This is a genomic window from Bradyrhizobium sp. cir1, assembly GCF_014198245.1.
In the GTDB taxonomy this organism is placed as follows: Bacteria; Pseudomonadota; Alphaproteobacteria; order Rhizobiales; family Xanthobacteraceae; genus Bradyrhizobium.
Genome location: NZ_JACIHE010000002.1, coordinates 550,780 through 574,983, shown reverse-complemented (window position 1 = coordinate 574,983; position 24,204 = coordinate 550,780). Strand labels below are relative to the sequence as shown.

The following is a 24,204-nucleotide window of genomic DNA, read 5'->3' as shown; positions in this document are numbered from 1 at the left end:
GGAGGACTTTCATACCGTAACGGAGCCCCTATCTAGGACGAACCTTGGTTTTGGAACCGGGCAACGCCAACAACGTTCTCTTGTCCTGTCTGGAGAAAAACGTGACGAAACCAGCCTCCGCCTCGGTCGCCCCCTCGCTTTCGTCACCGTCCTCCGAGAAGGGCAGCCTCGCCCAGCGGCTGGAAGAGGCGTTTCTCGCGGTTCGCAACGAGACCGAACGCCGGGCCGATCCGCTGTCGCCCGAAGACCAGCAGATCCAGTCCATGCCTGATGCGAGCCCTGCGAAATGGCACCGGGCCCACACCACCTGGTTCTGGGAGCAATTCCTGCTGGGCGAGCACGCCCCTGGCTACCGACCCTTCCATCCCGACTTCGCCTTCCTGTTCAATTCCTATTACGTCAGCGCCGGGCCGCGTCATGCCCGCAACCATCGCGGCGACATCACCCGTCCGAGCGCAGACGAGGTCGGCGCCTACCGCGGATATGTCGATGCGGCCGTCGTCAAATTCTTCCGCGAAGCGAGCGATGACAAGCTTCTGGCCTTGGCACCACTGGTCGAGGTCGGGCTCAATCACGAGCAGCAGCATCAGGAATTGATGTTCACCGACATCCTGCACGCCTTCGCACAGAACCCGGTCTATCCGGCCTACGACCCGGACTGGCGCTTCCCGGCGGCGACGCGTACCGGCGACGACTGGCTGACGCTCAACGAAGGCATCCACACCGTCGGCCATGTCGATGACAGCTTCCATTTCGACAACGAGACGCCCGCCCATCGCGCCCTCGTCGGCCCTGTCAAGGTCGCGCGCAATCTCGTCACCAATGCCGAATGGCTCGCCTTCATGCGCGACGGCGGCTACCGGACGGCAACGCTGTGGCTGATGGACGGCTTTGCCGCGGACAGCAAGGAAGACTGGCAGGCCCCGGGATATTGGCGCGAGGTCGACGGCGCATGGCAAGTGATGACGCTGGCCGGCCTCAAGCCGGTCGATCCCGACGCGCCGGTCTGCCATGTCAGCTATTACGAGGCGGATGCGTTCGCGCGCTGGGCCGGCAAGCATCTCCCGACCGAGATGGAATGGGAGGTTGCGGCTCGCACCAGCCAGCTCAACGACGCCTTCGGCATCGTCTGGCAGTGGACCCGCAGCTCCTACTCGCCCTACCCCGGCTATCGCGCCGTCGAAGGCGCGCTCGGCGAGTATAACGGCAAGTTCATGGTCAACCAGCTGGTGCTGCGCGGCTCATCGCTTGCAACTCCGGAAGACCACAGCCGTATTACCTATCGCAACTTCTTCTATCCGCACCACCGCTGGCAGTTCACGGGACTGCGGCTCGCCGACTACGTCTAGTCTTTCATCCGACGACAGATGCGCGCCGGACAGCGCGTTCAGGAGAGTATCATGAATGTGCACGCCAGCGCTTTGGCCGAAGCCCATCTTCCCGACGAGCAGACCACCGCCTTCGCCCGCGAGGCCATCGAGGACCTCTCGCAGCAGCCGAAGAAGCTGTCGCCGAAATATTTCTACGATGCGACCGGGTCGGAATTGTTCGAGGCGATCACGCGCCTGCCGGAATATTATCCGACGCGCACCGAGCTATCGATCCTGAAGGAGCGCGGCAGCGAGATCGCGAAGATCATTCCCGAGCATGCGGCGCTGGTCGAGTTCGGGGCGGGCGCGACCACGAAGGTCCGCCTGCTGCTGGGCCACTGCAAGTTCGCGGCCTATGTGCCCGTCGACATCTCCGGCGATTTCCTGGCGGCGCAGGCGAACGGGCTCAAGCGAGACTTCCCCTCGCTCGGCATCTATCCGGTCGCCGCCGATTTCACCACGCCGTTCGAGTTGCCCAGGGCGGTGGCATCGATGCCCAAGGTCGGCTTCTTCCCGGGCTCGACCATCGGCAATTTCGAGCCGCATGAGGCACAGGCCTTCCTGAAGAGCGCACGCAAGATCCTCGGCCAGGGCGCACAGATGATCATCGGCGCCGACCTCGAGAAGGACGAGCGCGTGCTGCACGACGCCTACAACGATGCCGCCGGCGTCACTGCGCGCTTCAACCTCAATGTGCTGGTGCGGATCAACCGCGAGCTCGGCGGCAATTTCGACCTGTCCGCCTTCACCCATCGCGCGATCTACAATCGCGAGCGGCACCGCATCGAGATGCACCTGATCAGCAGGAAGAGCCAGACCGTGCGCCTGCTCGGCACCAGCTTCTCGTTCCGCCCCGGCGAGAGCATCCACACCGAGAACAGCTACAAGTACAGCCTCGACCGCTTCGCCGCGCTGGCGCACGGCGCCGGCTGGCGAGTGCGGGAGAGCTGGACGGACGCGGCGAAGATGTTCTCGGTGCATGCGCTGGAGGTCGTAGAGTAATCCTCCCCGCTTCCCGGTATTTGAGAAGCGCTTTCCCGCGGCGCATCCTTCGAGACACCCGCTTTAGGCGGGCTCCTCGGGATGAGGACGGAGTGTGCGGCGGCAGCTTCAACGGGCACCGACGCTGATGAGCCTCATCCTGAGGAGACCGCTGGAAGCGGTCGTCTCGAAGGACGAGGCGCTTGCTCAGGCCGCTCCGCGGTTCAATGCTCCTCGCCCTTCGATCCCAGCGACACCGACTCCCACACCGCCACGACGATCATGATCACGCTGGTTGCGACCGACAGCCAGAGCGGCGACAGATCGGCTGCGAACCACCACAGCGTCAACAGCAGAATGATGCCAATGCCGTGCGAGAGCTGGAGGAAGCCGCGGATCGCGTGCTTGAACAGGATGGTGCCGACCAGGAACACCAGGGGGCCGCCGATCGTGCTCACGATGGTGCGGATGTCGGAATGGCCGGTCGGGTGCTTCAGCACCAGCTCGTCCGAGACCGCGGTCAGGATGATGCCGGCGACGATCGGCATGTGCAGATAGGTGTAGGCGAGCCGCGCCAGCCGCCCGGATTCGGTGGATTTCGAGATCCGCTCGGAGCCGGCCTCCGCGCCCTTGTGGAAATAGACCCACCACATCGCGATGCTGCCGACCAGCGCCGAGACGAAAGCGAGGATGTTGGCCGACGTCCATTCCAGTTCGGCAAAGGTCGCGCCGTTGACCACGACGGCCTCGCCAAGCGCGATGATGACGAAGAGGGAGCAGCGCTCGGCCATGTGGTTGCCCTCGACCGCCCAGGCCTCGACCGACGAGAAGCCCAGCTTCGGGACCCAGAAGCGCGCCGCCGGCGAGACGTACTCCCAGGCGACCGCCGCGATCCACAGCCATAGCCGCGTCTCTCCCTCGGAAAGACCGCCTGCGATCCACAACACCGCCGAGATCGAGAGCCACGTCAGGATGCGGATCGCGTTGTGCCGCACTGCCGTGCGATGGCGCGGGGTCGCGAACAGCCAGAACGCGGTGCGCCCGACCTGCATGGCTGCGTATGCGATGGCGAACCACAGGCCCCGCCCCTCGAAGGCGGTCGGGATGGTCGTCGACAGCACGAGGCCACCGAGCATCATCAAGAAGATCAGGATGCGGACCGGCGTCAGATCCGGATTGAGCCAGTTGGTGACCCACGCGGTGTAGACCCACACCCACCACACCGCGAGGAACAACACGGTGACATGCACCGCGCCAAGCGGCGTGAAATGGTGCAGCAGCGTGTGCGACACCTGCGTGACGGCAAAGACGAAGACGAGGTCGAAGAACAGCTCGGCGTTGGTGACGCGGCTGGGCTGGTTCGGCAGGATGACGCGAAACATCGCGCCGCGCGAATTCTCGGCAGCCATCGTCGTTCCCCGGCGCGTTCGGATCAGGCGCTCGTCAGGTCAGGTGCCCGGCACCCCGGTTTGCAGCGCCAGCGCATGCAGGACGCCGCCCATCTGGCCGCGCAGGGACTGATAGACGATCTGGTGCTGCTGGACGCGGGACTTGCCGCGGAAGGATTCCGAGATCACGGTCGCGGCATAGTGATCGCCGTCGCCGGCGAGGTCACGGATGGTCACCTCGGCATCGGGGATCGCTGCCTTGATCATCGCCTCGATATCGTGGGCGTCCATGGGCATTCGGGTCTAGCTCCTTATCTCGGCTGCAAAGCAGCCTCGTCATCGAATCGCTCGCCGGGGTCCCCGGGACCGGCGGGCCAAACTTAGCGTGAACGGCCTTCTACGTCACGCTTTCCGGCACTATATCCCTGATCCCATCGGGACAAAGGCACGACAAAGTGCCGCGCGCGGCAGATTGATCGAAAAGGTGTGAAATCATGAAGCTTCCAGGGCCGGACCACCCCATCACCATCACCCAAAACCCCCGGCGCGTCCGCGTCACCGCGGGCGACATCGTGATCGCCGAGACCAGCAAGGCGCTGACCTTGAAGGAGGCGAAATATCCGGCGGTGCAATATGTGCCGCGGGAGGATGCCAACATGGCGCTGCTGGAGCGCACCGACCGCGTCACCCATTGCCCCTACAAGGGGGACGCGAGCTATTACAGCGTCAAGGCTGACGGCAGGACGCTCGACAACGCGATCTGGACCTACGAGACGCCCTTCCCCGCCATGACCGAGATTACCGGCCATCTCGCCTTCTATCCGGACAAGGTGAAGATCGAGGAAGTGGGGTAGGTTCACGGCGCTCCGACGCCGGGGCGATCATGGATCACTTCGTCTCAGTCGATGCTGCTATCAATGCCGCGCAAGGCCGGAAGACTGATTGGAATCGCGTTGCTCGGGGCAGCCGGCGTCGTCATTGCGGTGACCGCTGTCGGGCTCGGGTTTCGCGCCTATCGCCAACATCTTGCTGCGGAAACTCTCGCCATCCGCTCCCCCAAGGGGGTGCAGGAGGGAGGGTTCGTCGATATCGGCGGCATCAAGCAATGGATTCAAATCCGCGGCGAGGATCGGGATAACCCGGTTCTTCTGTTCGTCCATGGCGGGCCCGGAGGCACCACCTTGCCCATCTCGTCGGGCTGGCGCTCCTGGGAAAAGCATTTCACTGTTGTGCAGTGGGACCAGCGCGGTACCGGCCGCACTTATGGTGCCGCTGGAGACACGCTCGCTCCAACCATGACGTGGGAGCGAATGACGCAGGACGGCGTCGAGCTGGCCGAATATCTGCGCGCGCATTTGCACAAGGACAGGATTGTCCTGGTCGGGCACTCCTGGGGCTCATTCCTGGGAATTCACATGGCGAAGCAACGCCCCGATCTGTTCTGGGCCTATGTCGGCACGGGCCAGGTCGTTGGCAGGACGACCTTCGAGAAGGCATTCGAGCTCAAGATTGCGCGCTTGCAAACGCTGGCGGCGTCGACCAGCAACAACGAGGCGCTGGCGGAGTTGGCGCCGATCGCTGCGCGGCCGAACATGAGCGAGGAAAATCGCCTGATCGCCGAAAAGTGGAGCCGCGCCTTGGCCCTTCCCGTCGATCGCATCCAGCTGGCCGGCCCTATCCCGCCCCGATTCATGCCGGATTTCTCGCTGCTCGATTGGTACAATTGGCGCAAGGGCGTCGCCTTCTCCACCAAATATCTGACCGGACGGGATGGTCCGATGGTTCAGCACGACACGGCCTCAATAGGGCTCGAATTTTCAATCCCCATGTTCTTCATTGACGGCGATGCGGATGGTGTGACGCCCGGCGGACCTGCCGAGCAATATTTCAGCCAGATCACCGCACCGCATAAGGAATTTGTTTGGATTCGCGGCGGCGATCATTTTCTCCCGTTCAACCGTCCCGATGAGTTTCTGGCGGAGTTGCTGGCCCGCGTAAGGGCGTTCGCTCGCAATTGAGGACCTGCGCCTGGGAGGAGCGGCTTCCCCGCTACGCCCTGAAGATGGTCAGCCCCAGTATCAGCAGCGCCAGGAAGATCACGACGAAGACGTAGAACAGGAAGCGGGCGATATCGGCTGAGGCGGCCGAGATGCCGGTAAAACCGAACACGCCGGCCACGATCGAGACCAGTAAGAAGATCAGTGCCCATTTCAGGATCGTCATCACCAGCTCCGAAATTGGTGCCGCGCACGCGGCCCTCAAGCCCTTTTGCGCGAACGCTAACTTTGCTGCGCGGAACTGGTTCCTAATCGTCTCAGGACCCGTGTGCGGCCCACACAACCCTTGCTGAATCCGGTTCCGGGCGGCACAGTCCGTCCCCGGGACAGGAGCGCAATCGGGGCGACCATGACGACGATGTCACATACAGCGACGATCGGCCCAGAGGCGCACGCCGCGCCGAAAGCCAAGGCGCGCAACCTGTCGCTTGATCGCGCCCGCACCTTCCTCACCCTGGTAGTGCTGCTGCACCACGCGGTGATCCCCTACACTTATTTCGGTCATACCGATCCGAAGTACTTCTTCGGCTTCGACATGATCGTGCTCGCCACCGACAGTTTCTTCATGGCGATGTTCTTCTTCCTGTCGGGACTGTTCGCCTGGTCTGGCATCGCCCGGAAGGGAGCGCGGAGCTATTTGGCAGATCGCCTGCTTCGGCTTGGCCTGCCATTCGTGATCTGCGCATTCACGATCATTCCGCTCGCCTATTACGCCATCTCGCTCAGGCACCATCCCGAGATCGGCTTTTCGGACTACTGGTTGAATATGATCACGAAGGGCCCGTGGCCGAGCGGGCCGATCTGGTTCCTCTGGGTCCTGTTCGGATTCGACGTGATAGCCTGCATATTGCACCGGCTGTCGCCCACCCTGCTCGATCCGATCAACCGCCTTTCGCTGTACGGCTGCCGTCGGCCCGAAGTGTTCTTCGCTATCATGCTTGCCGTCACCGCGGCGTTCTATGTTCCCGGGCTGATGTATTATGGACCAAGCAACTGGTTCGAATTCGGGCCGTTCTCGGTGCAGCACGGACGTGTGATGCTCTATGCGAGCTACTTCTTTTTCGGTGCCGGCATTGGCGTCGCGAATATGGATCGCGGCCTGCTCGCGGCAGACGGCCGGATGGCGAAGGTCAGCTGGGACTGGATGGTCTTGGCGATCGTTCCGTATTGCCTGCTCTGGGTTCTGATCTTCATCAAGCGCGAAATACTGGGAAATCCGTCGCCGCTGCCGAACTGGTATGAGGGGCTCTATGCCCTCTGCTTCGCTGTCTTCAGCGTGGCCATCATGTTCCTGATCCTGGCCTTCTTCCAGAGGTTCAAACAATCAGGCTCAGCCAAGCTACTCGATCCGATGCAGGCGGACGCCTACGGCATGTTTTTGGTGCACTACCCGATCGCGCTTTGGCTGCAATACTGGCTGTTCGACTATGACCTGCCAGCGATCGTCAAGGCCACGATCGGGTTCGTGCTGACAGTCGCGTTCAGTTGGGCGCTAACGCGCGCCTTGCGCCAGATCCCCGGGGCAACGAAGGTGCTGTGACCCAGCAGCCCGGATGAACAAAGCGACATCCGGGGCGCGGAGTTTGCGGCGGCGCCTTACGCCGCCTTGCCGCCCATATACTCCGGCAGCCAGTGCTCGAACGACTTGCGCAAGCTCTCGATCGTAACAGGCGCCTCGCCGGCGATCGCGATCGCATCGCCACCGGTGGTGCCGATCCGCACGCAAGGCACCTCGCAGCCGCGCATCTTGGCGAGCACGCGGCCGGCTTCGGTTTCCGGCACGGTGACGAGATAGCGCGCCTGGTCCTCACCGAACCAGTAGGCGTGCGGCACCAGCGCGGTCGGCGCCGCCAGCAGTTTTGCGCCGATGCCGCTCGCGATCGCCATCTCGGCGAGCGCAATCAGGAGACCGCCATCCGAGAGGTCGTGCACGGCGGTCGCGGTGCCCGCATGGATCATGCCGCGCACGCAGTCGCCGTTGCGCTTCTCGGCGGCGAGATCGACCGGCGGCGGTGCGCCCTCCTCGCGACCGCAGATGTCGCGCAGGTAAACGGACTGGCCGAGCCAGCCATGGGTCTCGCCGACCAGCAGGATCGCTTCGCCCTCGGCCTTGAAAGCCAATGACGCAGACTTGGTGAAATCGTCGAGCAGGCCGACACCGCCGATCGAGGGCGTCGGCAAAATGGCGCGGCCGTTGGTCTCGTTGTAGAGCGAGACGTTGCCGGAAACGACCGGGAAATCGAGCGTGCGGCAGGCTTCCGAGATGCCCTGCAAGCAGCCGACGAACTGGCCCATGATCTCGGGACGCTCGGGGTTGCCGAAATTGAGATTGTCGGTGATCGCGAGCGGCTTGCCGCCGACCGCGGTGATGTTGCGCCAGGCTTCCGCCACCGCCTGCTTGCCGCCCTCGAACGGATCGGCCTCGCAATAGCGCGGCGTGACGTCGACGGTCAGCGCAAGGCCCTTGGGTCCATCCTGCACGCGCACCACGGCGGCATCGCCGCCGGGGCGCTGCATGGTGTTGCCGAGGATGACGTGGTCGTACTGCTCCCAGACCCAGCGCTTGCTGCACATATCGGGCGTGCCGATCAGCTTCTCCAGCGCGGCGCCGAGGCCCATCGGCGCGACCACGTCGCGCGCGTGCACGACCGGCAGCGTGGCGGAAGCAACATGCGGGCGGTCATAGACCGGCGCCTCGTCGCCGAGCTCCTTGATCGGAAGGTCGGCCATGACGTCGCCGCCATGCTTGACCACGAAGCGCTTGCTCGGCGTGGTGTAGCCGACCACGGCGAAGTCGAGGCCCCATTTCCTGAAGATCGCCTCGGCTTCCTGTTCCTTCTCGGGCTTGAGCACCATGAGCATGCGCTCCTGGCTCTCCGAGAGCATCATCTCATAGGCGCTCATGCCAGTCTCGCGGGTCGGCACCACGTCGAGATCGAGGTCGACACCGAGGTCGCCCTTGGCGCCCATCTCGACCGCCGAGCAGGTCAGGCCAGCCGCGCCCATGTCCTGGATCGCGATGACGCAGCCCTTCTCCATGATCTCGAGGCAGGCTTCCAGCAGCAGCTTCTCGGCGAAGGGATCGCCGACCTGCACGGTCGGGCGCTTCTCCTCGGACTTGTCGTCGAACTCGGCCGAGGCCATCGAGGCGCCGTGGATGCCGTCGCGCCCCGTCTTGGAGCCGAGATAGACGATCGGCATGTTCACGCCGGAGGCGGCCGCATAGAAAATCTTGTCGGCATCGGCGAGGCCCACCGCCATCGCGTTGACGAGGATGTTGCCGTCGTAGCGGGTGTGGAAGCGCACCTGGCCGCCGACCGTCGGCACGCCGAAGGAATTGCCGTAGCCGCCGACGCCGGCGACGACGCCGGAGACGAGATGCCGGGTCTTGGCATGCTCGGGCGCGCCGAAGCTCAACGCATTGAGGCAGGCAATCGGCCGCGCGCCCATGGTGAAGACGTCGCGCAAAATGCCGCCGACGCCGGTGGTCGCGCCCTGGTAGGGCTCGATGTAGCTCGGATGGTTGTGGCTCTCCATCTTGAAGACCACGGCCTGGCCGTCGCCGATGTCGATCACGCCGGCATTCTCGCCGGGGCCCTGGATCACCCAGGGGGCCTTGGTCGGCAGTCCGCGCAGATGGATGCGCGAGGACTTGTACGAGCAGTGCTCGTTCCACATCGCCGAGAAGATGCCGAGCTCGGTGAAGGTCGGCTCCCGCCCGATCAGCTTCAGGATGCGCTCATACTCGTCGGGCTTGAGCCCGTGGGCGGCAACCAGTTCGGGGGTGATCTTGGGTTCGTTCTTCATGGATTCGGGGCTTTCGGCGGCGTTTGGCCGTTCTTAGGAACATCGGGGGCCTTGGAAAAGCCCTTTATGGCGCATTTTCCCGCTGTCCCACGTTTTGCAGGCAGGGTCAGCGGGAACAGGAATTGCACGGCGCGGACGGATCGGATTTAAGGGCAAAACACCCGTAATTGAAGGCCCATTTCCTTGCACGAATTGACCAAAACGGCCGCTTCGCCCCGTCCCGAGCTGCATGTCGCGACCGAGGGCGAATTTGCGGGCTGGCAGACCTGGATCCGCGACAGCTTCGAGAACCATATCGGCCCCTTCTGGCACCGCCTGGAGGCCGACGGCAGCGTCCGCTGCGCCTTCCGGGTCGAAAAGAAGCACCTGAACGGCTCGGGGAACGTCCATGGCGGCTGCTTCATGGCCTTCGCCGATTACAGCCTGTTCGCGATCGGCCGCCACGCCCTGAACGGCCGCGGCGTGACCGTCAATTTCGGCTGCGAATTCCTCGACGCGGGACGTGAGGGCGAGCTGATCGAGTGCACCGGCGAGGTCACCCGCGCCGGCGGCTCGCTGATCTTCCTGCGGGGCGAGATGATGGCCGGCGAGCGCCTTCTGTTCACCTTCTCCGGCACGATCAAGCGGGCGAAGTGGAAATCGCTCCCTCAGCCAAACGCATAGCTCGGCGCCTTCCCTTTTGCCGTCCCCTCGCCCAGAGTTGCGGCAAGCGCGTTCGCGCCGGGGAGCAGAAACAAGGTGCCGCAGAGCACATCGCCGAGGGGCCGCGCAGTGGCCTCCGCATCATCGCCGCTGCCATCCATGGCCGCCACCGGCGCACGCAACTGGCGCGACTACGCGCTGTTGCTCGCGCTGGCCTGCTGCTGGAGCTCGACCTATCCGCTGGCCAAGCTGGCGCTGGACACCATCCCGCCCATCACCTTCATCTCGGCACGCTCGCTGATCGCGGCTGCCTTCCTGTTCGCGATCCTGTGGATGCGCGGCACCAGGATTCCCACCGACGCGAAGGCCTGGAAGCTGTTCGCGACCCAGCAATTGATCAATTCGACCTTCCCATTCCTGATCATCACCTGGTCGCAGCAATACGTGCCGGCCTCGAACACGGTGGTGCTGGCTTCGACCACGCCGATCTTCGCCTTCCTGATCACCTCGCTGATCACACGGCACGAGCCGGCGACGCTGCTGAAGCTCGCAGGCGCGATCCTCGGACTTGCCGGCACCGTCGCCATCGTGGGGCTTGATGCTCTCCATAGCTTCGGCGGCCAGATTGTTGCGGAAATCGCGATCCTGCTCGCCACCATCTCCTTCGCCTGCGCGACGATCTTCGGCTTGCGGCTCTCCGAGTACGACCCGATGGTGGTGGCGGCCGGCTCGCTCTTGTTCGGTGGTCTCGTGCTGCTTCCGCCTTCGCTGGTCATCGACCAGCCCTGGACACTGCATCCGACGCCGACGGCGATCGTCGCCACCATCGTCATGGGCATCGTCTCCAGCGCATTGGGCCTGATGCTGTTCTACGTCTGCCTCGGCCGGCTCGGCACGCTGACCACCAACGCGCAAGGCTATCTGCGCATCCCGATCGGCGTCGGTCTTTCGGTGGTGCTGCTCGGCGAGAGCGTGCCGTCGAATCTGGCGCTGGGCCTGCTGCTGGTGATGGCGGGCGTCGCCGCGATGACGGTGCCGGCGGAGCGGCTGAAGCTGCGCTAGCTCAGGTCGACAGCTGCTTCTCCGCGATCGAGAGCCATTCGGCCTGCGCCTTGCGCAGATATTTCGGCGCGCGGCGCATCTGGATCAGCAGTTCGTTGAAGACCATGCGCGCCTCGGCGGTGCGGCCGACCGTCTGCAGCAGCATGCCGTAGCGCACCCGCGCCTCGGCGCCGGGGAAATAGCCGGCGAGAGCGTGATATTCCTCCAGGGCCTCGTCGAGCCGGCCGACCTCGGCGAGCGCGCGGGCATACAAGAGATGCGCATCGGCGGAATCGAAATCCGGCCATTGCTTCTGGAGATCGTCCAGTGTCGCCAGTGCGTCGGACGGACGCTTGGCGGAAAACTCGGCCTGCGCCTTGCGAAACGCATAGGCCGGATCGTGGCCCATCGGCAGCTTCAGGATGTGATCATAGTGCGCTTCCGCTTCGCCGAACCGGCCGATATTCGCACACTCTTCCGCCAGCGCCGCGCGGTTGGCGATGGTGTCGGCGTCAGCCAGCCGGTCCGACAGCTCGCGATAGCGCTTCTCCGGATCGAGCCGGTTGGCGACCCGCTGGCGCGCCTGCCGGGCACCGGGGCTGGAAAACCATTCGGGAATGAGCTCGACCGCGATATAGGCGAGCGCGCCCATCATCGGCACCAGCAGGATGATGAAGGCCCAGGGCCGCAGCCGCCCGGTCCGCGAGGCGTGGTAGATCAGCGTGAGATCGAGCAGCAGAACGACCAGGGCAACGGGCATGTGACATCCACGCGGCACAACGACAGCGCACGCTTCCTGATATCGCAACTGGCGCGACTGAACAACCTGGAGTTGCCAGTCTTCGCAGAAATCAGCGGCACAGAGCGCACGCGCAGATGGCGACGAGGAGTCAGTCGTCTCGAACGCAACGCAGGTTCACGAGATCGCAGCCAGAAGCGGCTACTGCTTGGCGTCGTCCGCCAGCATCTTCCGGTACTTCTCGACGTCGCGCGTCACGAGCTGCTGCAGCAGCTCCGGCGTGTGCTCGTTGTCGTCGGGGGCGACGGTGGAGAGGTCGGCAAGACGCTTCTTCACCGCGTCGGTCTCGACCGCGGTGCGCGCCGCCGCATTCAGCTTGGCGATGACGGCCGGCGGCGTGCCTTTCGGCGCGAACAGGCCGTTCCAGCCCTGCGCCTCGAACTCAGGCAGGCCGGCTTCGGTCGATGTCGGCAGCTCGGGCAGCGTCGCAAGCCGCACGGTCGAGCCGACCACGATCCCCCTCACCAGCTTCTCGTTGATCGACTGCGAGACGGAAGCCGCCGCATCGCAGACGCCGTCGATCTGGCTGCCGACGGCGTCCGTCAGCGCGGGCGCTGCGCCGCGATAGCCGACCAGCGTCGCATCGATCCCGGCGGCGGTGACGAAGCTCTTGCAGATCAGATAGTTCGATGAGCCGACGCCGGCATGGCCGAGATTGATCTTGCCCGGATTGGCCTTGGCATAGGCGATGAACTCTTTCAGGTCCTTCGCCGGAAAATCCTTGCGCACGGCGATGATGCCGAACGTCTTCGCCACCATCGCGATCGGCACGAAGGAATCAGGCGTGAACGGCAGTTTTGGATAGATCGTGTAGGTCGCCGCATTGGTGCCGGCATTGCCGATCGCAATCGTGTAGCCGTCAGGCTCGGCGCGGGAGGCGCGCGCCAGCGCGGTCGAGCCGCCGGCGCCCGCAACGTTCTCGATCACGATGGTCTGGCCGAGCGCGATACCCATCTGCTCGGCGACGGTGCGCGCGATCACATCCGAGGTGCCGCCCGCCGCGAACGGCACGATCATGGTGATCGGACGCTTGGGATAATCCTGCGCGAATGCGGCAGTCGCAAGCGAAAATGTTGCGAACGCCAGCGCCGCGATCGCGGCGAGAGCGCGCTTCACCACGAACGGGATCACGCGGCCTTTTCCAGATGCTGGGCGAGGCCGGCGAACAGGCCGCGACCGTCGGTGCAGCCCATGATGTCTTCGACATGATTTTCGGGATGCGGCATCATGCCGAGCACGTTGCCTTTGTCGTTGACGATGCCGGCGATCGAATGCGCAGCGCCGTTGATGTTGGCGGCTTCGTCGACCACGCCGTCGGCGGAGCAGTAGCGATAGAGCACCCGCCCCTCGCCTTCGAGCCGCTTGATGGTTTCCTCGTCCGCCTCGTAGTTGCCCTCGCCATGGGCGACCGGCACGCGGATCACCTGGCCGGCATTGTAACCGCGGGTGAACGGGGTGTCGGAGCGCTCGACGCGCAGATGCACGTCGCGGCAGATGAATTTCAGCCGCGCATTGCGCATCAACACGCCCGGCAGGAGGCCGGATTCGCAGAGGATCTGGAAGCCGTTGCAGACGCCGAGCACGAGCCCGCCCTTGCCCGCATAATCGCGCACCGCATCCATCACCGGCGCACGCGCGGCAATTGCGCCGCAGCGCAGGTAATCGCCATAGGAGAAACCGCCGGGCACGACCACGAGATCGGTGCCTGATGGCAGCGAGGTCTCGGCGTGCCAGACCATCGCCGGCTCGCTGCCGGAGATCAGCCTCAATGCGCGCGCCATGTCGCGCTCACGGTTGATTCCGGGAAAGACGAGGATGGCGGCTTTCATGGCAGAGGTTCCGACGGTGACGGGAATCGGGCTGGCCGAAGGGCCAATTCGTCAGGAGACATAGCCATTTGACGGGGAATTTACCAGTGCTAGCCTCGCCGGGCGGCCTTGTACACAGGCCATAGCCACGGCACTTTCGCCCGACGACCTTGCCCGGGATTGAAGCCATGAACGTCCCGTCGCGTCCCGTATCCCCCTCCGAGCCGGTGTCCGCCGAGGGCGTCGTCGCTGCCGGCGCCTATGTCGACGGAAGGCGCGTCGCCAACATCGCCATCAGCGAAGCCTCGAGCTGGCGAGCCAAGCCCGGCCACGTGGTCTGGATCGGGCTGCACGAGCCGGACATGGCGCTGCTCGGCGCGGTGCAGAAGCAGTTTGACCTGCACGACCTCGCGATCGAGGACGCCAACCACGCCCATCAGCGGCCCAAGATCGAGCAATATGGCGAGGCCCTGTTCATCGTGGCGCGCACCGCACAATTGATCGAGGGGCGGATCGCTTTCGGCGAGACGCATATCTTCGTCGGCGACGGCTATCTCGTGACCGTCCGCCACGGCGCATCGACCTCCTACACGGCGGTGCGCGAGCGCTGCGAGAGCTGCCCGCGGGCGCTTGCCCGCGGCGAGGACTATATCCTCTACGCGATCCTCGATTTCATCGTCGACAATTACTCGCCCGTGCTCGAGAGCATCCACGAGGAGGTCGAGGGCATCGAAGACTACGTGCTCGCGCACGCGATCACCAGGACGCAGATCGAGCGTCTCTACACGCTACGCCGTGATCTGCTGCGGCTCCGCAACGCGATCGGCCCGCTGGTGGAGGTGTGCCGCCGTCTGGAGCATGATGAGCTGTCGATGGTGCGGCAGGCCATGCAGCCGCTGTTCCGCGACGTCACCGACCACGTCAGAAACATCCAGGAGCGCATCGACTCCATGCGCGAGGTGCTGGCCTTCGCCTTCGAGGCAAGTCTGCTGGTCGGCCAGGCGCAGGAGACGGCGGTCTCCAAGAAGCTCGCCTCATGGCTGGCGATCATCGCCATCCCCACTGCGCTCGCGGGCATCTACGGCATGAACTTCAAGCACATGCCGGAGCTGGAGTGGGAATACGGCTACTACATGCTGCTCGGCGTGATGCTGGCGGCATGCGGCGCGCTCTATTGGCGCTTTCGGCGGGTGGGATGGCTGTGAGCCATCCTGCTCACCCGATCAGCTCGACCCGATAGTTCTCGATCACGGTGTTCGCCAGCAGCTTGTCGGCGGCTTCCTTCAGCGCGGCTTCCGCCTTGGCCTTGTCTGCACCGGCGAGTTCGATATCGAACACCTTGCCCTGGCGGACGCTGGCGACGCCGTCGACGCCGAGCGACTTCAGCGCGCCTTCGATGGCCTTGCCCTGGGGATCGAGGATGCCCGTCTTCAGGGTAACGGTGACACGTGCCTTCACGTCGATAATCCCTCTCAGCTCTTCACCAGCACCGGGCCGGAGCCCGCCGGACGCTCGTTCTCCATGAGGATGCCGAGGCGCTTTGCAACTTCGGTATAGGCCTCGAGCAGGCCGCCGAGATCCCTGCGGAAGCGGTCCTTGTCGAGCTTCTCGTTCGACTTGATGTCCCACAGACGGCAGCTGTCCGGCGAGATCTCGTCGGCGACGATGATCCGCATCATCTCGTTCTCGAACAGGCGGCCGCATTCCATCTTGAAATCGACGAGACGGATGCCGATGCCGAGGAAGAGGCCGGTGAGGAAGTCGTTGACGCGAATGGCGAGCGCCATGATGTCGTCGATCTCCTGGGGCGTTGCCCAGCCGAAGGCGGTGATGTGCTCTTCCGACACCATGGGGTCGTTGAGCTGGTCGTTCTTGTAATAGAATTCGATGATCGAGCGCGGCAGCTGAGTGCCCTCCTCGATGCCGAGGCGCTGGGACAGCGAGCCGGCGGCGACGTTCCGCACCACCACTTCCAGCGGCACGATCTCGACCTCGCGAATCAACTGCTCGCGCATGTTGAGGCGGCGGATGAAATGGGTCGGCACCCCGATGTCGTTGAGGTGCTGAAACAGGTACTCCGAGATCCGGTTGTTGAGGACACCCTTGCCCTCGATCACCTGATGCTTTTTCGCATTGAACGCGGTGGCGTCGTCCTTGAAGTGCTGGATCAGGGTACCGGGCTCCGGGCCTTCGTAGAGAACCTTTGCCTTGCCTTCATAAATGCGACGCCGACGGCTCATTGGGATGTACCGTGTTTTGTTGAAATCCATGAATTTGGTGTGCTCCGGTTGACTAGGATTACGACCCACAGCGGAGCTGCCGTGAACGGCTCGGAACCCATCCATAACCCAAGGAAACACCATGGAAACAGAACGGGAACCAAACCTTTAGGCAACCTATCCGATTGGCTGTCCGAGCACAATCGATCCGGCCGTCCGGCACCAACTTATACCGTCTTGCCTGCGGCTTAACGGCTCGTTGTCTTGCCGATTCGTGCTCCTTATCTAGGCATGCGCCGGGGCTCCCGCAACGAGGGCCGCCGGGTCCAGTCAGCAGGGAATTGGAAAAGGCATGAGCGAGATTAACAAGCGCGAGGAAGGCTTCGAGAAGAAATTCGCCCTCGACGAGGAACAGAAATTCAAGGCGGTGGCCCGCCGCAACCGGCTGCTCGGGCTGTGGGCGGCCGAAAAGCTCGGCATATCAGGCGAAGCCGCCACCGCCTACGCCAAGGAGGTCGTCGCGGCCGATTTCGAGGAGGCCGGCGATGCCGACGTCCTGCGCAAGATCACGACCGATTTCGCCGCCAAGAGCGTCGCCGTTACCGAACAGGCGATTCGCGCCAAGATGAGCGAGCTGCTCGCGGTCGCGGCCGCCGAGGTGAAGGCTGGGAAATAGTACGTTCAGGCCCGACGCCGGCGCGCAAGGTCGCTGCGCGCCAGCGAACTTTTTCGGCTACCCCGGATCTTTGAGACGTCGGCCGTGGCGTAGTCGCGGCGAATGGTCTCCAGCAGGCGCTGAGCGGCAGCACTCAGGAAGCCGCCGCGACGAGTCACAAGGACGATGTGCTGCTCCGCGGCGAGATCTCCGACGGTGATCGTCGAGATCGCTCCCGCATGCAGCTCCTCCGCCACGTGGCTCTGCGCCAATAGCGCAAGGCCAAAGCCCGCCTCCACGAGCCGCTTCTGTGCGGTGAGGCTGTCCACCGCCGTCCACTCCACGTCCGCGAGGCCTTGCGCCAGGAACAGCGCGAACACGTGAGCCGCCGCGATCTCGCGGCGACCGCGCGTCTCAGGGAACGCGATCCAGCGCTCGCCGCGAAGCTCGGCAAGCCGCTTCACGCGCTTGCCGGCAAGCGGATGATCGGACGCGCAGACCACCTGCAACGCTTCGCTCAGCACCAGCTCGCAGGCGAGATCGCCGGCGCGGTCGGTGTTGTAACGCAGGCCGATCGTGGCCTCGCCGCGCCGGATGAGATCAGAGACCTCCGCGCTGGTCGCGGTCCGCAAGGCGAGCGCGACGGCGGGATTTTCCGCGGCAAATCGCTTCATGATGCCCGACAGGCGGCCGTCGGCGAGCGTGCCGGTCACGGCCAGCGAAACCGGCCCCGAATTCTGCTTGGTCAGCGCGCGTATCGCCTGTTCGGCGTCCTGCGCAGCCGCGACAGCGCGCTCGGCATAGGGGATCAGCACGCGCCCGGCATCGCTGAGCCGCGTGCGGCCCGCGATCCTCTCGAACAGAGTCACGCCGAGCTCCTGCTCCAGCAGGGCAATGCGGCGCGAAATCGCCGGCTGCGAGCGATGCAGGAATTTCGCGGCATTCGAGATGCCGCCGCGCCGGTGCACCACCAGGAACGTGTTCAGCGCGTCGCTGTCCATGCCGGACCTCATGCAAAAAGCTGATGATATTGAAAGAAATAACAAATTTGTCTGATGGGCGAAACCATCCTATCGCTGCTGCGCGACAAGAGACCGACAGGAGCCCCCATGCGCACCCAGGCCGACAAGGCAGCACGATTTCGCGAACTGCATCAGCGCCCCGGCGCCTTCATCATCCCGAATCCCTGGGATGCCGGCACCGCAAAACTGCTGGCGTCGATGGGGTTCGAAGCGCTGGCGACGACGAGCCTTGGCCTTGCCAACACCCTCGGCAGCACGACCGTCAGCCTCGATGCCATCCTTGAAAACTGCCGGATCATCGCCGGGGCGACCGATCTTCCCGTCAATGCCGACCTCGAGAACTGTGGCGCCGACGATCCGAAGACCGCGGCGAGGGCCATCACGCGCGCGGCGGAGGCCGGCTGCGTCGGCGGCTCGATCGAGGATTTTACCGGCGATCCGCGCAAGCCGATCTACGATTTCCAGCTCGCGGTCGAACGCGTGCAGGCCGCCGTCGAGGCGGCACGTGCGCTCCCCTTCCCATTCACGCTGACGGCCCGCGCCGAGAACCTGCTGAAGGGCACCAACGATCTCGACGATACGATCCGGCGGCTGCAGGCCTTCGAGGCCGCCGGCGCCGACGTGCTGTATTCGCCGGGGGTCCACGACATCGAGACCATCAGGACGATCGTCGCCTCGATCGGAAAGCCGTTCAATCTCGTGATGGGTTTTGCCGATCCGACGCTGACGCTCGCGCAATTGTCGGCGGCCGGCGTCAAGCGCATCAGCGTCGGCGGCGCCATGTCGCGCTATGCGCTGGCCGCCTTCCTGAAGAGCGCGCGTGAGATGAAGGATCGGGGCGCGTTTACCTATGTCCGCGAAATGGCGCCGATCAAGGAGGTGCGGGCAGCGTTTGGCTGATCGCCCCCCGGCCGGCGCGGAACAGCCGCGCCGCCTAGGTCCGGCAGGGAATGTGGACGGATGTGCCATGCTGGCGCCCCGGGGCCGGCTCGCGACTTGTAGTCGGCCTCCGGCAATGCCAAATGAGCGGCATGTCCCAGGATAAGACCCAAGATCATATCTCGAACGTCCTTGCCGAACGCTATGCCTCGCCCGCCATGCGCGCCATCTGGAGCGGCGAAGGCAAGGTTCGCCTCGAACGCGACTATTGGATCGCCGTGCTGAAAGGTCAGCGCGATCTCGGCATTCCCGTGCCGGATGGCGTGATCGAGGCTTACGAGCGGGTGAAGGACCGGGTTAACCTCGAGTCCATCATGCGCCGCGAGCGCATTACGCGCCACGACGTGAAGGCGCGTATCGAGGAGTTCTGCGATCTTGCCGGTCACGAGCACCTGCACAAGGGCATGACCAGCCGCGACCTCACCGAGAACGTGGAGCAGCTCCAGGTCTACCGCGGCCTGCAGCTGATCGAGACCAAGAGCATCGCCGCGCTGATGCGTTTTGCGAAACACGCAAAGCAGCTGCGCGACATGCCGTTCACGGCGCGCACGCACAACGTGGCCGCGCAGGTCACGACGCTCGGCAAGCGCATCGCCATGTTCGGCGAGGAGATGCTGCTGGCGCATCAGAGCCTCGTCAATGTGCTGAACACCTATCCCGCGCGCGGCCTGAAGGGCGCGGTCGGCACGCGGCTCGACCAGATCACCCTGTTCAACGGCGATGCCGGCACGGCCCGCGCGCTCGAACAACGTATCCTCGTCCATCTCGGCCTGCCCAGAAGTTTCGATGCCGTCGGCCAGGTCTATCCGCGCAGCCTCGACTTCCGCGCCGTCAGCGTGCTCGTCGATCTCGCCAGCGGTCCGGGCAGCTTCGCCAAGACGTTGCGCCTGATGGCGGGCCATGAGCTCGCCAGTGAAGGTTTTGCCAAGGGCCAGGTCGGCTCGTCCGCGATGCCGCACAAGATGAACAGCCGCTCCTGCGAGCGCATCAACGGCTTTCATGTGGTGCTGAAGGGCTATCTCGCGATGGCCGCGGGTCTTGCCGGCGATCAGTGGAACGAAGGCGACGTCTCCTGCTCCGTGGTCCGCCGCGTGATGCTGCCCGACACCTTCCTCGCCATGGACGGCCTGCTCGAGACGCTGCTCTCGGTGCTCGACCAGATGGAAATTTTCGACGCCGTCGTTGCGACCGAGCTCAACCGCTATCTGCCCTTCCTGCTGACCACCACGGTGATGATGGAAGCGGTGAAGAAAGGCGCCGGCCGTGAAGGCGCGCATGAGGCGATCAAGGAACATGCGGTCGCGGCCATTCGCGACCTCCGCACCGGCAAGATCGTGCAGAACGACCTGTTACAGCGGCTCGCCGCCGACCAGCGTCTCGCCATGAGCGAGGCCGAACTGCAGCGCGTGCTCGATCATGGTCGCGCCAATTCCGGCGATGCCGGCGCTCAGGTCGATCACTTCGCCGAGCAGGTGGATGCGCTAGCCAAGGCCAACCCCGTAGCGGCCAGCTATACTCCGGGTGCGATCCTATAGCGAACACTGAGGAGCGAATAGCGCGCGGCAAGAAGCCGTGCGCTATTCGCAATTCCCCACTCGTCCCCGTCAGCCCTCCTTGAAGCCGTATTCCGGCACGTTGCCGCTGGCGCCGTAATATTTGTACGGCAGGAATTTTCCGCTCATGGTGATCTTGACGCGGTCGCCCTTCGGATTGGCGACGCGCTCGATCGCCATGTCGAAGTCGATCGCCGACATGATGCCGTCGCCGAACTCTTCCTCGATCAGCGCCTTCCAGGCCGGGCCGTTCACCATCACCATCTCGTAGAAGCGGTAGATCAAGGGATCGGTCGGCGGCATCGGCGTGCCGGTGCCGCGCATCGGCACCTCGTTGAGCATGGCGGTCTCGGCCTTCGAGAGGCCGAACAGTTCGCCGGCGTTCGCCGCCTGGGGCTTCGTCAGCTTCATCTGGCCCATGATCGCGCCGACGATCAGCACCTCGGAATAACCGCCGATCTTCTCGCAGATGTGTTTCCAGCTCCAGCCCTTCTCGCGCTTGATGTCGAGCAGCTTCTCGGTGAGGTCTTCGCGTTTCATCTCAGGGTCTCCTCGTTAGGCGGTTAGTCCAGGACTGGTCCCGGGTGTCCAGGTCTGTCGTTGCTCTTCGCCGCTGGATGCGATCGAGAGGCCAGGCTTGCCGATGCGCACCACCGGCACGTTGCGCGGATCGTGATCCGGCCTTTCAGTGGTGAACGTCTTGCTGCGCGTCACCAGGAAATCGATGATGTGGTTGCGCAGCGCGTAATAGAGCGGATGGCGGTGCAGGTCGGTGCGGCCACGATCCCTCGGCAGCGGATTCTCGACGACCTCGGCCAGCACCGCGCCGGGACCGTTGGTCATCAGGAAAATCTTGTCGGCGAGATAGATCGCCTCGTCGACGTCATGGGTGATCATGAACGCGGTCTGCCCAGTCTCCAGACAAATCCGCCGGACCTCGTCCTGCAGCGTGCCGCGCGTCAGCGCGTCCAGCGCCGAGAACGGCTCGTCCATCAGCATCATTTTTGGCGTGATCGATAGCGCCCGCGCGATGCCGACGCGCTGCTTCATGCCGCCGGAGAGTTCTGACGGGCGCTTGTGCTCGGAGCCGGTGAGCCCGACGAGATCGATGAATTTCTGCGCGTGCGCCTTGACCTTGGCGCGGTCCCAGCTGCGCCATTTCGAGCTCACGGCATAGGCGACGTTGCCGAGCACGGTGCGCCAGGGCAAGAGCGCATGGCTCTGGAAGATCACGGCGCGGTCGAGGCTGGTGCCCGAGATCGCCTGCCCGTCGACGATGACGGCGCCCTCGCTCGGCGCATCGAGGCCGGCGAGGATGTTGAGCACCGTGGTCTTGCCGCAGCCGGAATGGCCGATCACGCAACAAAACTCGCCGCGCGCCATCGAGAGCCAGAGGTTCTCGAAGATGGTGGTCGTCGCACCGCCTCCACCAGGATAGCGCTTGGCGATGCCTTCGATGGAGACGAATTTGTCGGTCATCGCCCTACTCCGGAAAGGTGACCATGCGCGTGAAGCGCGCGAGGATCTGGTCGAGCAGCATGCCGACGATCCCGATCAGCAGGATCGCGATGATGACATTGGTGATCGAAAGGTTGTTCCACTCGTTCCAGACGAAGTAGCCGATGCCGGTGCCGCCGACGAGCATTTCGGCCGCGACGATCACGAGCCAGGCGATGCCGATCGAGATGCGCATGCCGGTCAGGATCGTCGGCGCCGCTGCGGGCAGGATCACGGTGAAGGCACGCCTGATGGTGCCGACCTCCAGCGTGCGCGCGACGTTGATCCATTCCTTACGAACGCTGGCGACGCCGAACACGGTGTTGAGCAGCATCGGCCAGATCGAGCAGATGAAGATCACAAAGATGGCGGAGACCGAGGAATCCTTGATGGTGTAGAGCGCGAGCGGCATCCAGGCCAGGGGTGAGATCGGCTTCAAGACCTGGATGAACGGATCGAGCGCTTTGCTGAGCAGCGGCGACATGCCGATCAGGAAGCCGAGCGGAATGGCAACCAGCACCGCCAGCAGATAGCCGGTGCCGACGCGCGCGATGGAATAAGCGAGCTGGATGCCGAGGCCCTTGTCGTTCGGCCCGTTGTCGTAGAACGGCCGCTTCAGGTGCTCCCAAAGCTTCGCGCCGACATCGAGCGGCCCGGGCATCGCGGATTTGCCCTGCGTCGCGGTCAGGCCCATCAGCTTGGCGTATTCCGGGCTCATCGTCGCGACCGGCGCGGTGGAGCGCGTGGCGAGATGCCAGATGCCGAGGAAGGCAGCGAGCAGCGCGATCGAGACGAGGCCGGCGCGGAGACGGAGGGAGGATGTCTTCATCTCCCTCTCCCCGCTTGCGGGGAGAGGGTCGGAGTGAGGGAGGCTCTCCGCGAGGGAGGTGAGAGTTGGACTCGCGGAGAGTCCCCCTCACCCGCCGCGCTCGGGACGATGCTTCGCATCGCCCGGAGCGCGTCGGCCTCTCCCCGCACGCGGGGAGAGGCGAAGAAAGCACGAGCCGAGTCCATCACGACGCCTTCCTGATCTTGAAGCTCGCGACGTAATCCTCAGGCTTCGTCGGGTCGAACGTCTTGCCCATCACCGCAAACGACTTGTAGCTGCTCGTCGGCGGCGACAGGCCCATCTCGGTCATCAGCTTCTTGGTGTCGGTGGCGAGATACACCTGCTCGGCCACCGCCTTGTAGTCGACATCGCCCTTGATCTGACCCCAGCGTTTCATCTGGGTCAGCATCCACACCGCAAAGGACTGCCAGGGGAACGGATCGAAATCGACGCGCTTGGCGTCGGTCTTCACCCCGCCGAGGCCGTCGGCATAAGTGCCGGTGAGCACCTGCTCCAGCACCGTGACCGGCGCGTTGATGTAGTTGGCCGGCGCGATGGCCTCCGCGATCTGCTTGCGGTTCTCCGCCTTCGACGCGTAGGCGGTGGCATCGACGATGGCGCGCGTCAGCGCGGCAAAGCTGTTCGGCGCTGATGTGATGAACTCCTTGCTGGCAGCAAAGCTGCAGCAGGGATGGCCGTCCCAGATCTCCTTCGAGAGCAGATGCATGAAGCCGACGCCGTCATAGATCGCGCGCTGGCAGATGTTGTCGGGCGCGAGGAAGCCGTCGATGTTGTCGGCGCGCAAATTCGCGACCATCTCCGGCGGCGGCACCGAGCGCAGTTGCACGTCGGTGTCGGGGTCGAGGCCGGCTTCCGCGAGATAATAGCGCAGCAAATAGTTGTGCATGGAATAGTCGAAGGGAATCGCGAATTTCAGGCCCTTCCAGTCCTTTGGGTCCCGCTTGTCCTTGTGCTTGGTCGCCAGCACGATGCCCTGCCCGTTGATGTTCTCGATCGCGGGCACCGCGAACGGGATAGCGTTGGCACCGAGGCCGAGCGAGATCGCGATCGGCATCGGCGCCAGCATGTGCGCGGCGTCGTATTCCTTGTTGATGGTCTTGTCGCGGATCACGGCCCAGCCGGCGGTCTTCACCACTTCGACGTTGAGGCCGTGCTTGGAATAGAAGCCCATCGGCGCCGCCATGATGATCGGCGTCGCGCAGGTGATCGGGATGAAGCCGACCTTGAGGTCCTTCTTCTCCGGCGTGCCGGTTTGCGCGAAGACTTCGGTCGCCGTCTTGAGCGGGAAGAACTGCGAGAGTGCCGCCAGCGCCGTCGATGCGCCGACCGACTTCAGGAACGCCCGCCGCGCCACGTCCTGCGGAAACATCGCGCGCATCGCGGCGGAAGCGACGACGCCCTCGTAGCGCTTCTCCTCGCTCTCGACGGGCTCGCAGCGCAGCGCCGCGGCCTGCTCGTGCTCAGCCGCAGAACGATGCTGGCCGCAGCCACAGCCGGCTTGAAGGTTGCGATCGGAATCAAACGGATTGTCGAACGTGGACATCGGCCCTCCTGCGCGTCATTGCGAGGAGCAATT

General features: G+C 64.3%; 25 protein-coding genes. 11 read left to right on the top strand and 14 right to left on the bottom strand.

Going from position 1 to position 24,204, the window contains the following annotated elements:
* The first annotated feature begins 50 nt into the window (after positions 1–50).
* Entirely contained in the window at positions 51–1,349 is a 1,299-nt protein-coding gene (gene egtB, locus GGD63_RS07215) for an ergothioneine biosynthesis protein EgtB (RefSeq protein WP_183240769.1), read from the top strand.
* A 51-nt stretch (positions 1,350–1,400) separates the two neighbouring features.
* Positions 1,401–2,372, top strand: a complete 972-nt coding sequence (gene egtD, locus GGD63_RS07210; RefSeq protein ID WP_183240346.1) for an L-histidine N(alpha)-methyltransferase — start codon at positions 1,401–1,403, stop codon at positions 2,370–2,372.
* Positions 2,373–2,575: 203 nt separating this feature from the next.
* Here the strand turns inward: egtD and GGD63_RS07205 are convergent, their stop codons facing one another.
* Together GGD63_RS07205 and GGD63_RS07200 are read right to left on the bottom strand one after the other, a co-directional pair.
* On the bottom strand, positions 2,576–3,760 hold the full coding sequence (locus GGD63_RS07205; protein ID WP_183240344.1) for a low temperature requirement protein A: 1,185 nt from the start codon (positions 3,758–3,760) through the stop codon (positions 2,576–2,578).
* 39 nt (positions 3,761–3,799) lie between these two features.
* Positions 3,800–4,036: a BolA family protein gene (locus tag GGD63_RS07200; RefSeq protein WP_011088461.1), complete on the bottom strand. Its 237-nt coding sequence runs from the start codon at positions 4,034–4,036 to the stop codon at positions 3,800–3,802.
* 197 nt (positions 4,037–4,233) lie between these two features.
* Between GGD63_RS07200 and GGD63_RS07195 the strand changes: the two genes are divergently transcribed.
* Positions 4,234–4,593: a DUF427 domain-containing protein gene (locus GGD63_RS07195; RefSeq protein ID WP_183240343.1), complete on the top strand. Its 360-nt coding sequence runs from the start codon at positions 4,234–4,236 to the stop codon at positions 4,591–4,593.
* A 63-nt stretch (positions 4,594–4,656) separates the two neighbouring features.
* On the top strand, positions 4,657–5,757 hold the full coding sequence (locus GGD63_RS07190; RefSeq protein ID WP_183240341.1) for an alpha/beta fold hydrolase: 1,101 nt from the start codon (positions 4,657–4,659) through the stop codon (positions 5,755–5,757).
* Between the two features lie 31 nt (positions 5,758–5,788).
* Here the strand turns inward: GGD63_RS07190 and GGD63_RS07185 are convergent, their stop codons facing one another.
* On the bottom strand, positions 5,789–5,962 hold the full coding sequence (locus GGD63_RS07185; protein WP_183240340.1) for a DUF1328 domain-containing protein: 174 nt from the start codon (positions 5,960–5,962) through the stop codon (positions 5,789–5,791).
* Between the two features lie 183 nt (positions 5,963–6,145).
* On the opposite strand from GGD63_RS07185, the gene GGD63_RS07180 reads away from it, so the two are divergent.
* Positions 6,146–7,336 (top strand): acyltransferase, encoded by a 1,191-nt coding sequence (locus GGD63_RS07180; RefSeq protein ID WP_183240338.1) that lies wholly within the window; start codon positions 6,146–6,148, stop codon positions 7,334–7,336.
* Positions 7,337–7,392: 56 nt separating this feature from the next.
* On the opposite strand, the gene purL is transcribed toward GGD63_RS07180, so the two are convergent.
* Complete coding sequence (gene purL, locus GGD63_RS07175) at positions 7,393–9,603, bottom strand: phosphoribosylformylglycinamidine synthase subunit PurL (protein WP_183240336.1); 2,211 nt, start codon at positions 9,601–9,603, stop codon at positions 7,393–7,395.
* Between the two features lie 183 nt (positions 9,604–9,786).
* Between purL and GGD63_RS07170 the strand changes: the two genes are divergently transcribed.
* Both GGD63_RS07170 and GGD63_RS07165 read left to right on the top strand, forming a co-directional pair.
* Positions 9,787–10,266, top strand: coding sequence for a PaaI family thioesterase (locus tag GGD63_RS07170; RefSeq protein ID WP_183240335.1), 480 nt, complete (start codon positions 9,787–9,789; stop codon positions 10,264–10,266).
* 75 nt (positions 10,267–10,341) lie between these two features.
* Positions 10,342–11,307: a DMT family transporter gene (locus GGD63_RS07165; protein WP_183240333.1), complete on the top strand. Its 966-nt coding sequence runs from the start codon at positions 10,342–10,344 to the stop codon at positions 11,305–11,307.
* 1 nt (position 11,308) lies between these two features.
* Here GGD63_RS07165 and GGD63_RS07160 read toward each other — a convergent pair whose 3' ends face one another.
* The 3 genes from GGD63_RS07160 to purQ form a co-directional block, all read right to left on the bottom strand.
* On the bottom strand, positions 11,309–12,046 hold the full coding sequence (locus tag GGD63_RS07160; RefSeq protein WP_183240331.1) for a tetratricopeptide repeat protein: 738 nt from the start codon (positions 12,044–12,046) through the stop codon (positions 11,309–11,311).
* Between the two features lie 180 nt (positions 12,047–12,226).
* Positions 12,227–13,216 (bottom strand): tripartite tricarboxylate transporter substrate binding protein BugD, encoded by a 990-nt coding sequence (locus tag GGD63_RS07155; RefSeq protein WP_183240329.1) that lies wholly within the window; start codon positions 13,214–13,216, stop codon positions 12,227–12,229.
* Positions 13,213–13,914 (bottom strand): phosphoribosylformylglycinamidine synthase subunit PurQ, encoded by a 702-nt coding sequence (gene purQ / locus GGD63_RS07150; RefSeq protein WP_183240328.1) that lies wholly within the window; start codon positions 13,912–13,914, stop codon positions 13,213–13,215. The genes GGD63_RS07155 and purQ overlap by 4 nt, the downstream gene beginning before the upstream one ends.
* Positions 13,915–14,081: 167 nt before the next feature.
* On the opposite strand from purQ, the gene GGD63_RS07145 reads away from it, so the two are divergent.
* The gene (locus tag GGD63_RS07145) at positions 14,082–15,098 is read left to right on the top strand and encodes a magnesium and cobalt transport protein CorA (protein WP_183240326.1); all 1,017 of its coding nucleotides are present in this window, start codon (positions 14,082–14,084) and stop codon (positions 15,096–15,098) included.
* 10 nt (positions 15,099–15,108) lie between these two features.
* Here the strand turns inward: GGD63_RS07145 and purS are convergent, their stop codons facing one another.
* Positions 15,109–15,351, bottom strand: a complete 243-nt coding sequence (gene purS / locus GGD63_RS07140; protein WP_063682443.1) for a phosphoribosylformylglycinamidine synthase subunit PurS — start codon at positions 15,349–15,351, stop codon at positions 15,109–15,111.
* A gap of 14 nt (positions 15,352–15,365) precedes the next feature.
* Entirely contained in the window at positions 15,366–16,133 is a 768-nt protein-coding gene (purC, locus tag GGD63_RS07135; protein ID WP_008974302.1) for a phosphoribosylaminoimidazolesuccinocarboxamide synthase, read from the bottom strand.
* Positions 16,134–16,464: 331 nt separating this feature from the next.
* On the opposite strand from purC, the gene GGD63_RS07130 reads away from it, so the two are divergent.
* Positions 16,465–16,788 carry a DUF1476 domain-containing protein gene (locus tag GGD63_RS07130; protein WP_183240324.1) on the top strand — a complete coding sequence of 108 codons (324 nt, stop codon included), beginning with the start codon at positions 16,465–16,467 and terminating at the stop codon, positions 16,786–16,788.
* Positions 16,789–16,793: 5 nt separating this feature from the next.
* On the opposite strand, the gene GGD63_RS07125 is transcribed toward GGD63_RS07130, so the two are convergent.
* Complete coding sequence (locus GGD63_RS07125; RefSeq protein ID WP_183240322.1) at positions 16,794–17,768, bottom strand: LysR family transcriptional regulator; 975 nt, start codon at positions 17,766–17,768, stop codon at positions 16,794–16,796.
* Positions 17,769–17,876: 108 nt separating this feature from the next.
* Between GGD63_RS07125 and GGD63_RS07120 the strand changes: the two genes are divergently transcribed.
* Both GGD63_RS07120 and purB read left to right on the top strand, forming a co-directional pair.
* On the top strand, positions 17,877–18,689 hold the full coding sequence (locus GGD63_RS07120) for an oxaloacetate decarboxylase (RefSeq protein WP_183240320.1): 813 nt from the start codon (positions 17,877–17,879) through the stop codon (positions 18,687–18,689).
* A 131-nt stretch (positions 18,690–18,820) separates the two neighbouring features.
* Positions 18,821–20,263: an adenylosuccinate lyase gene (purB, locus tag GGD63_RS07115; RefSeq protein WP_183240318.1), complete on the top strand. Its 1,443-nt coding sequence runs from the start codon at positions 18,821–18,823 to the stop codon at positions 20,261–20,263.
* A gap of 69 nt (positions 20,264–20,332) precedes the next feature.
* On the opposite strand, the gene cynS is transcribed toward purB, so the two are convergent.
* The 4 genes from cynS to GGD63_RS07095 all read right to left on the bottom strand — a co-directional run bounded on the left by cynS (position 20,333) and on the right by GGD63_RS07095 (position 24,171).
* Complete coding sequence (gene cynS, locus GGD63_RS07110; protein ID WP_183240316.1) at positions 20,333–20,821, bottom strand: cyanase; 489 nt, start codon at positions 20,819–20,821, stop codon at positions 20,333–20,335.
* 15 nt (positions 20,822–20,836) lie between these two features.
* Entirely contained in the window at positions 20,837–21,760 is a 924-nt protein-coding gene (locus GGD63_RS07105) for an ABC transporter ATP-binding protein (protein WP_183240315.1), read from the bottom strand.
* A 4-nt stretch (positions 21,761–21,764) separates the two neighbouring features.
* Positions 21,765–22,607, bottom strand: a complete 843-nt coding sequence (gene ntrB / locus GGD63_RS07100; protein ID WP_183240313.1) for a nitrate ABC transporter permease — start codon at positions 22,605–22,607, stop codon at positions 21,765–21,767.
* A gap of 184 nt (positions 22,608–22,791) precedes the next feature.
* Positions 22,792–24,171 (bottom strand): CmpA/NrtA family ABC transporter substrate-binding protein, encoded by a 1,380-nt coding sequence (locus tag GGD63_RS07095; RefSeq protein WP_183240311.1) that lies wholly within the window; start codon positions 24,169–24,171, stop codon positions 22,792–22,794.
* Positions 24,172–24,204 lie beyond the last annotated feature (33 nt).

Bases quoted from the DNA above. Each gene is read 5' to 3' on its own strand.
- GGD63_RS07195 (WP_183240343.1), top strand. From the start codon at position 4,234: ATGAAGCTTCCAGGGCCGGACCACCCCATCACCATCACCCAAAACCCC.
- GGD63_RS07190 (WP_183240341.1), top strand. From the start codon at position 4,657: ATGCCGCGCAAGGCCGGAAGACTGATTGGAATCGCGTTGCTCGGGGCA.
- egtD (WP_183240346.1), top strand. From the start codon at position 1,401: ATGAATGTGCACGCCAGCGCTTTGGCCGAAGCCCATCTTCCCGACGAG.
- GGD63_RS07185 (WP_183240340.1), bottom strand. From the start codon at position 5,962: ATGACGATCCTGAAATGGGCACTGATCTTCTTACTGGTCTCGATCGTG.
- GGD63_RS07200 (WP_011088461.1), bottom strand. From the start codon at position 4,036: ATGCCCATGGACGCCCACGATATCGAGGCGATGATCAAGGCAGCGATC.
- GGD63_RS07180 (WP_183240338.1), top strand. From the start codon at position 6,146: ATGACGACGATGTCACATACAGCGACGATCGGCCCAGAGGCGCACGCC.
- GGD63_RS07120 (WP_183240320.1), top strand. From the start codon at position 17,877: ATGCGCACCCAGGCCGACAAGGCAGCACGATTTCGCGAACTGCATCAG.
- ntrB (WP_183240313.1), bottom strand. From the start codon at position 22,607: ATGAAGACATCCTCCCTCCGTCTCCGCGCCGGCCTCGTCTCGATCGCG.
- GGD63_RS07145 (WP_183240326.1), top strand. From the start codon at position 14,082: ATGAACGTCCCGTCGCGTCCCGTATCCCCCTCCGAGCCGGTGTCCGCC.
- purQ (WP_183240328.1), bottom strand. From the start codon at position 13,914: ATGAAAGCCGCCATCCTCGTCTTTCCCGGAATCAACCGTGAGCGCGAC.
- purB (WP_183240318.1), top strand. From the start codon at position 18,821: ATGTCCCAGGATAAGACCCAAGATCATATCTCGAACGTCCTTGCCGAA.
- GGD63_RS07125 (WP_183240322.1), bottom strand. From the start codon at position 17,768: ATGGACAGCGACGCGCTGAACACGTTCCTGGTGGTGCACCGGCGCGGC.
- GGD63_RS07160 (WP_183240331.1), bottom strand. From the start codon at position 12,046: ATGCCCGTTGCCCTGGTCGTTCTGCTGCTCGATCTCACGCTGATCTAC.
- GGD63_RS07095 (WP_183240311.1), bottom strand. From the start codon at position 24,171: ATGTCCACGTTCGACAATCCGTTTGATTCCGATCGCAACCTTCAAGCC.
- GGD63_RS07205 (WP_183240344.1), bottom strand. From the start codon at position 3,760: ATGGCTGCCGAGAATTCGCGCGGCGCGATGTTTCGCGTCATCCTGCCG.
- purL (WP_183240336.1), bottom strand. From the start codon at position 9,603: ATGAAGAACGAACCCAAGATCACCCCCGAACTGGTTGCCGCCCACGGG.
- GGD63_RS07105 (WP_183240315.1), bottom strand. From the start codon at position 21,760: ATGACCGACAAATTCGTCTCCATCGAAGGCATCGCCAAGCGCTATCCT.
- GGD63_RS07130 (WP_183240324.1), top strand. From the start codon at position 16,465: ATGAGCGAGATTAACAAGCGCGAGGAAGGCTTCGAGAAGAAATTCGCC.
- cynS (WP_183240316.1), bottom strand. From the start codon at position 20,821: ATGAAACGCGAAGACCTCACCGAGAAGCTGCTCGACATCAAGCGCGAG.
- purC (WP_008974302.1), bottom strand. From the start codon at position 16,133: ATGAGCCGTCGGCGTCGCATTTATGAAGGCAAGGCAAAGGTTCTCTAC.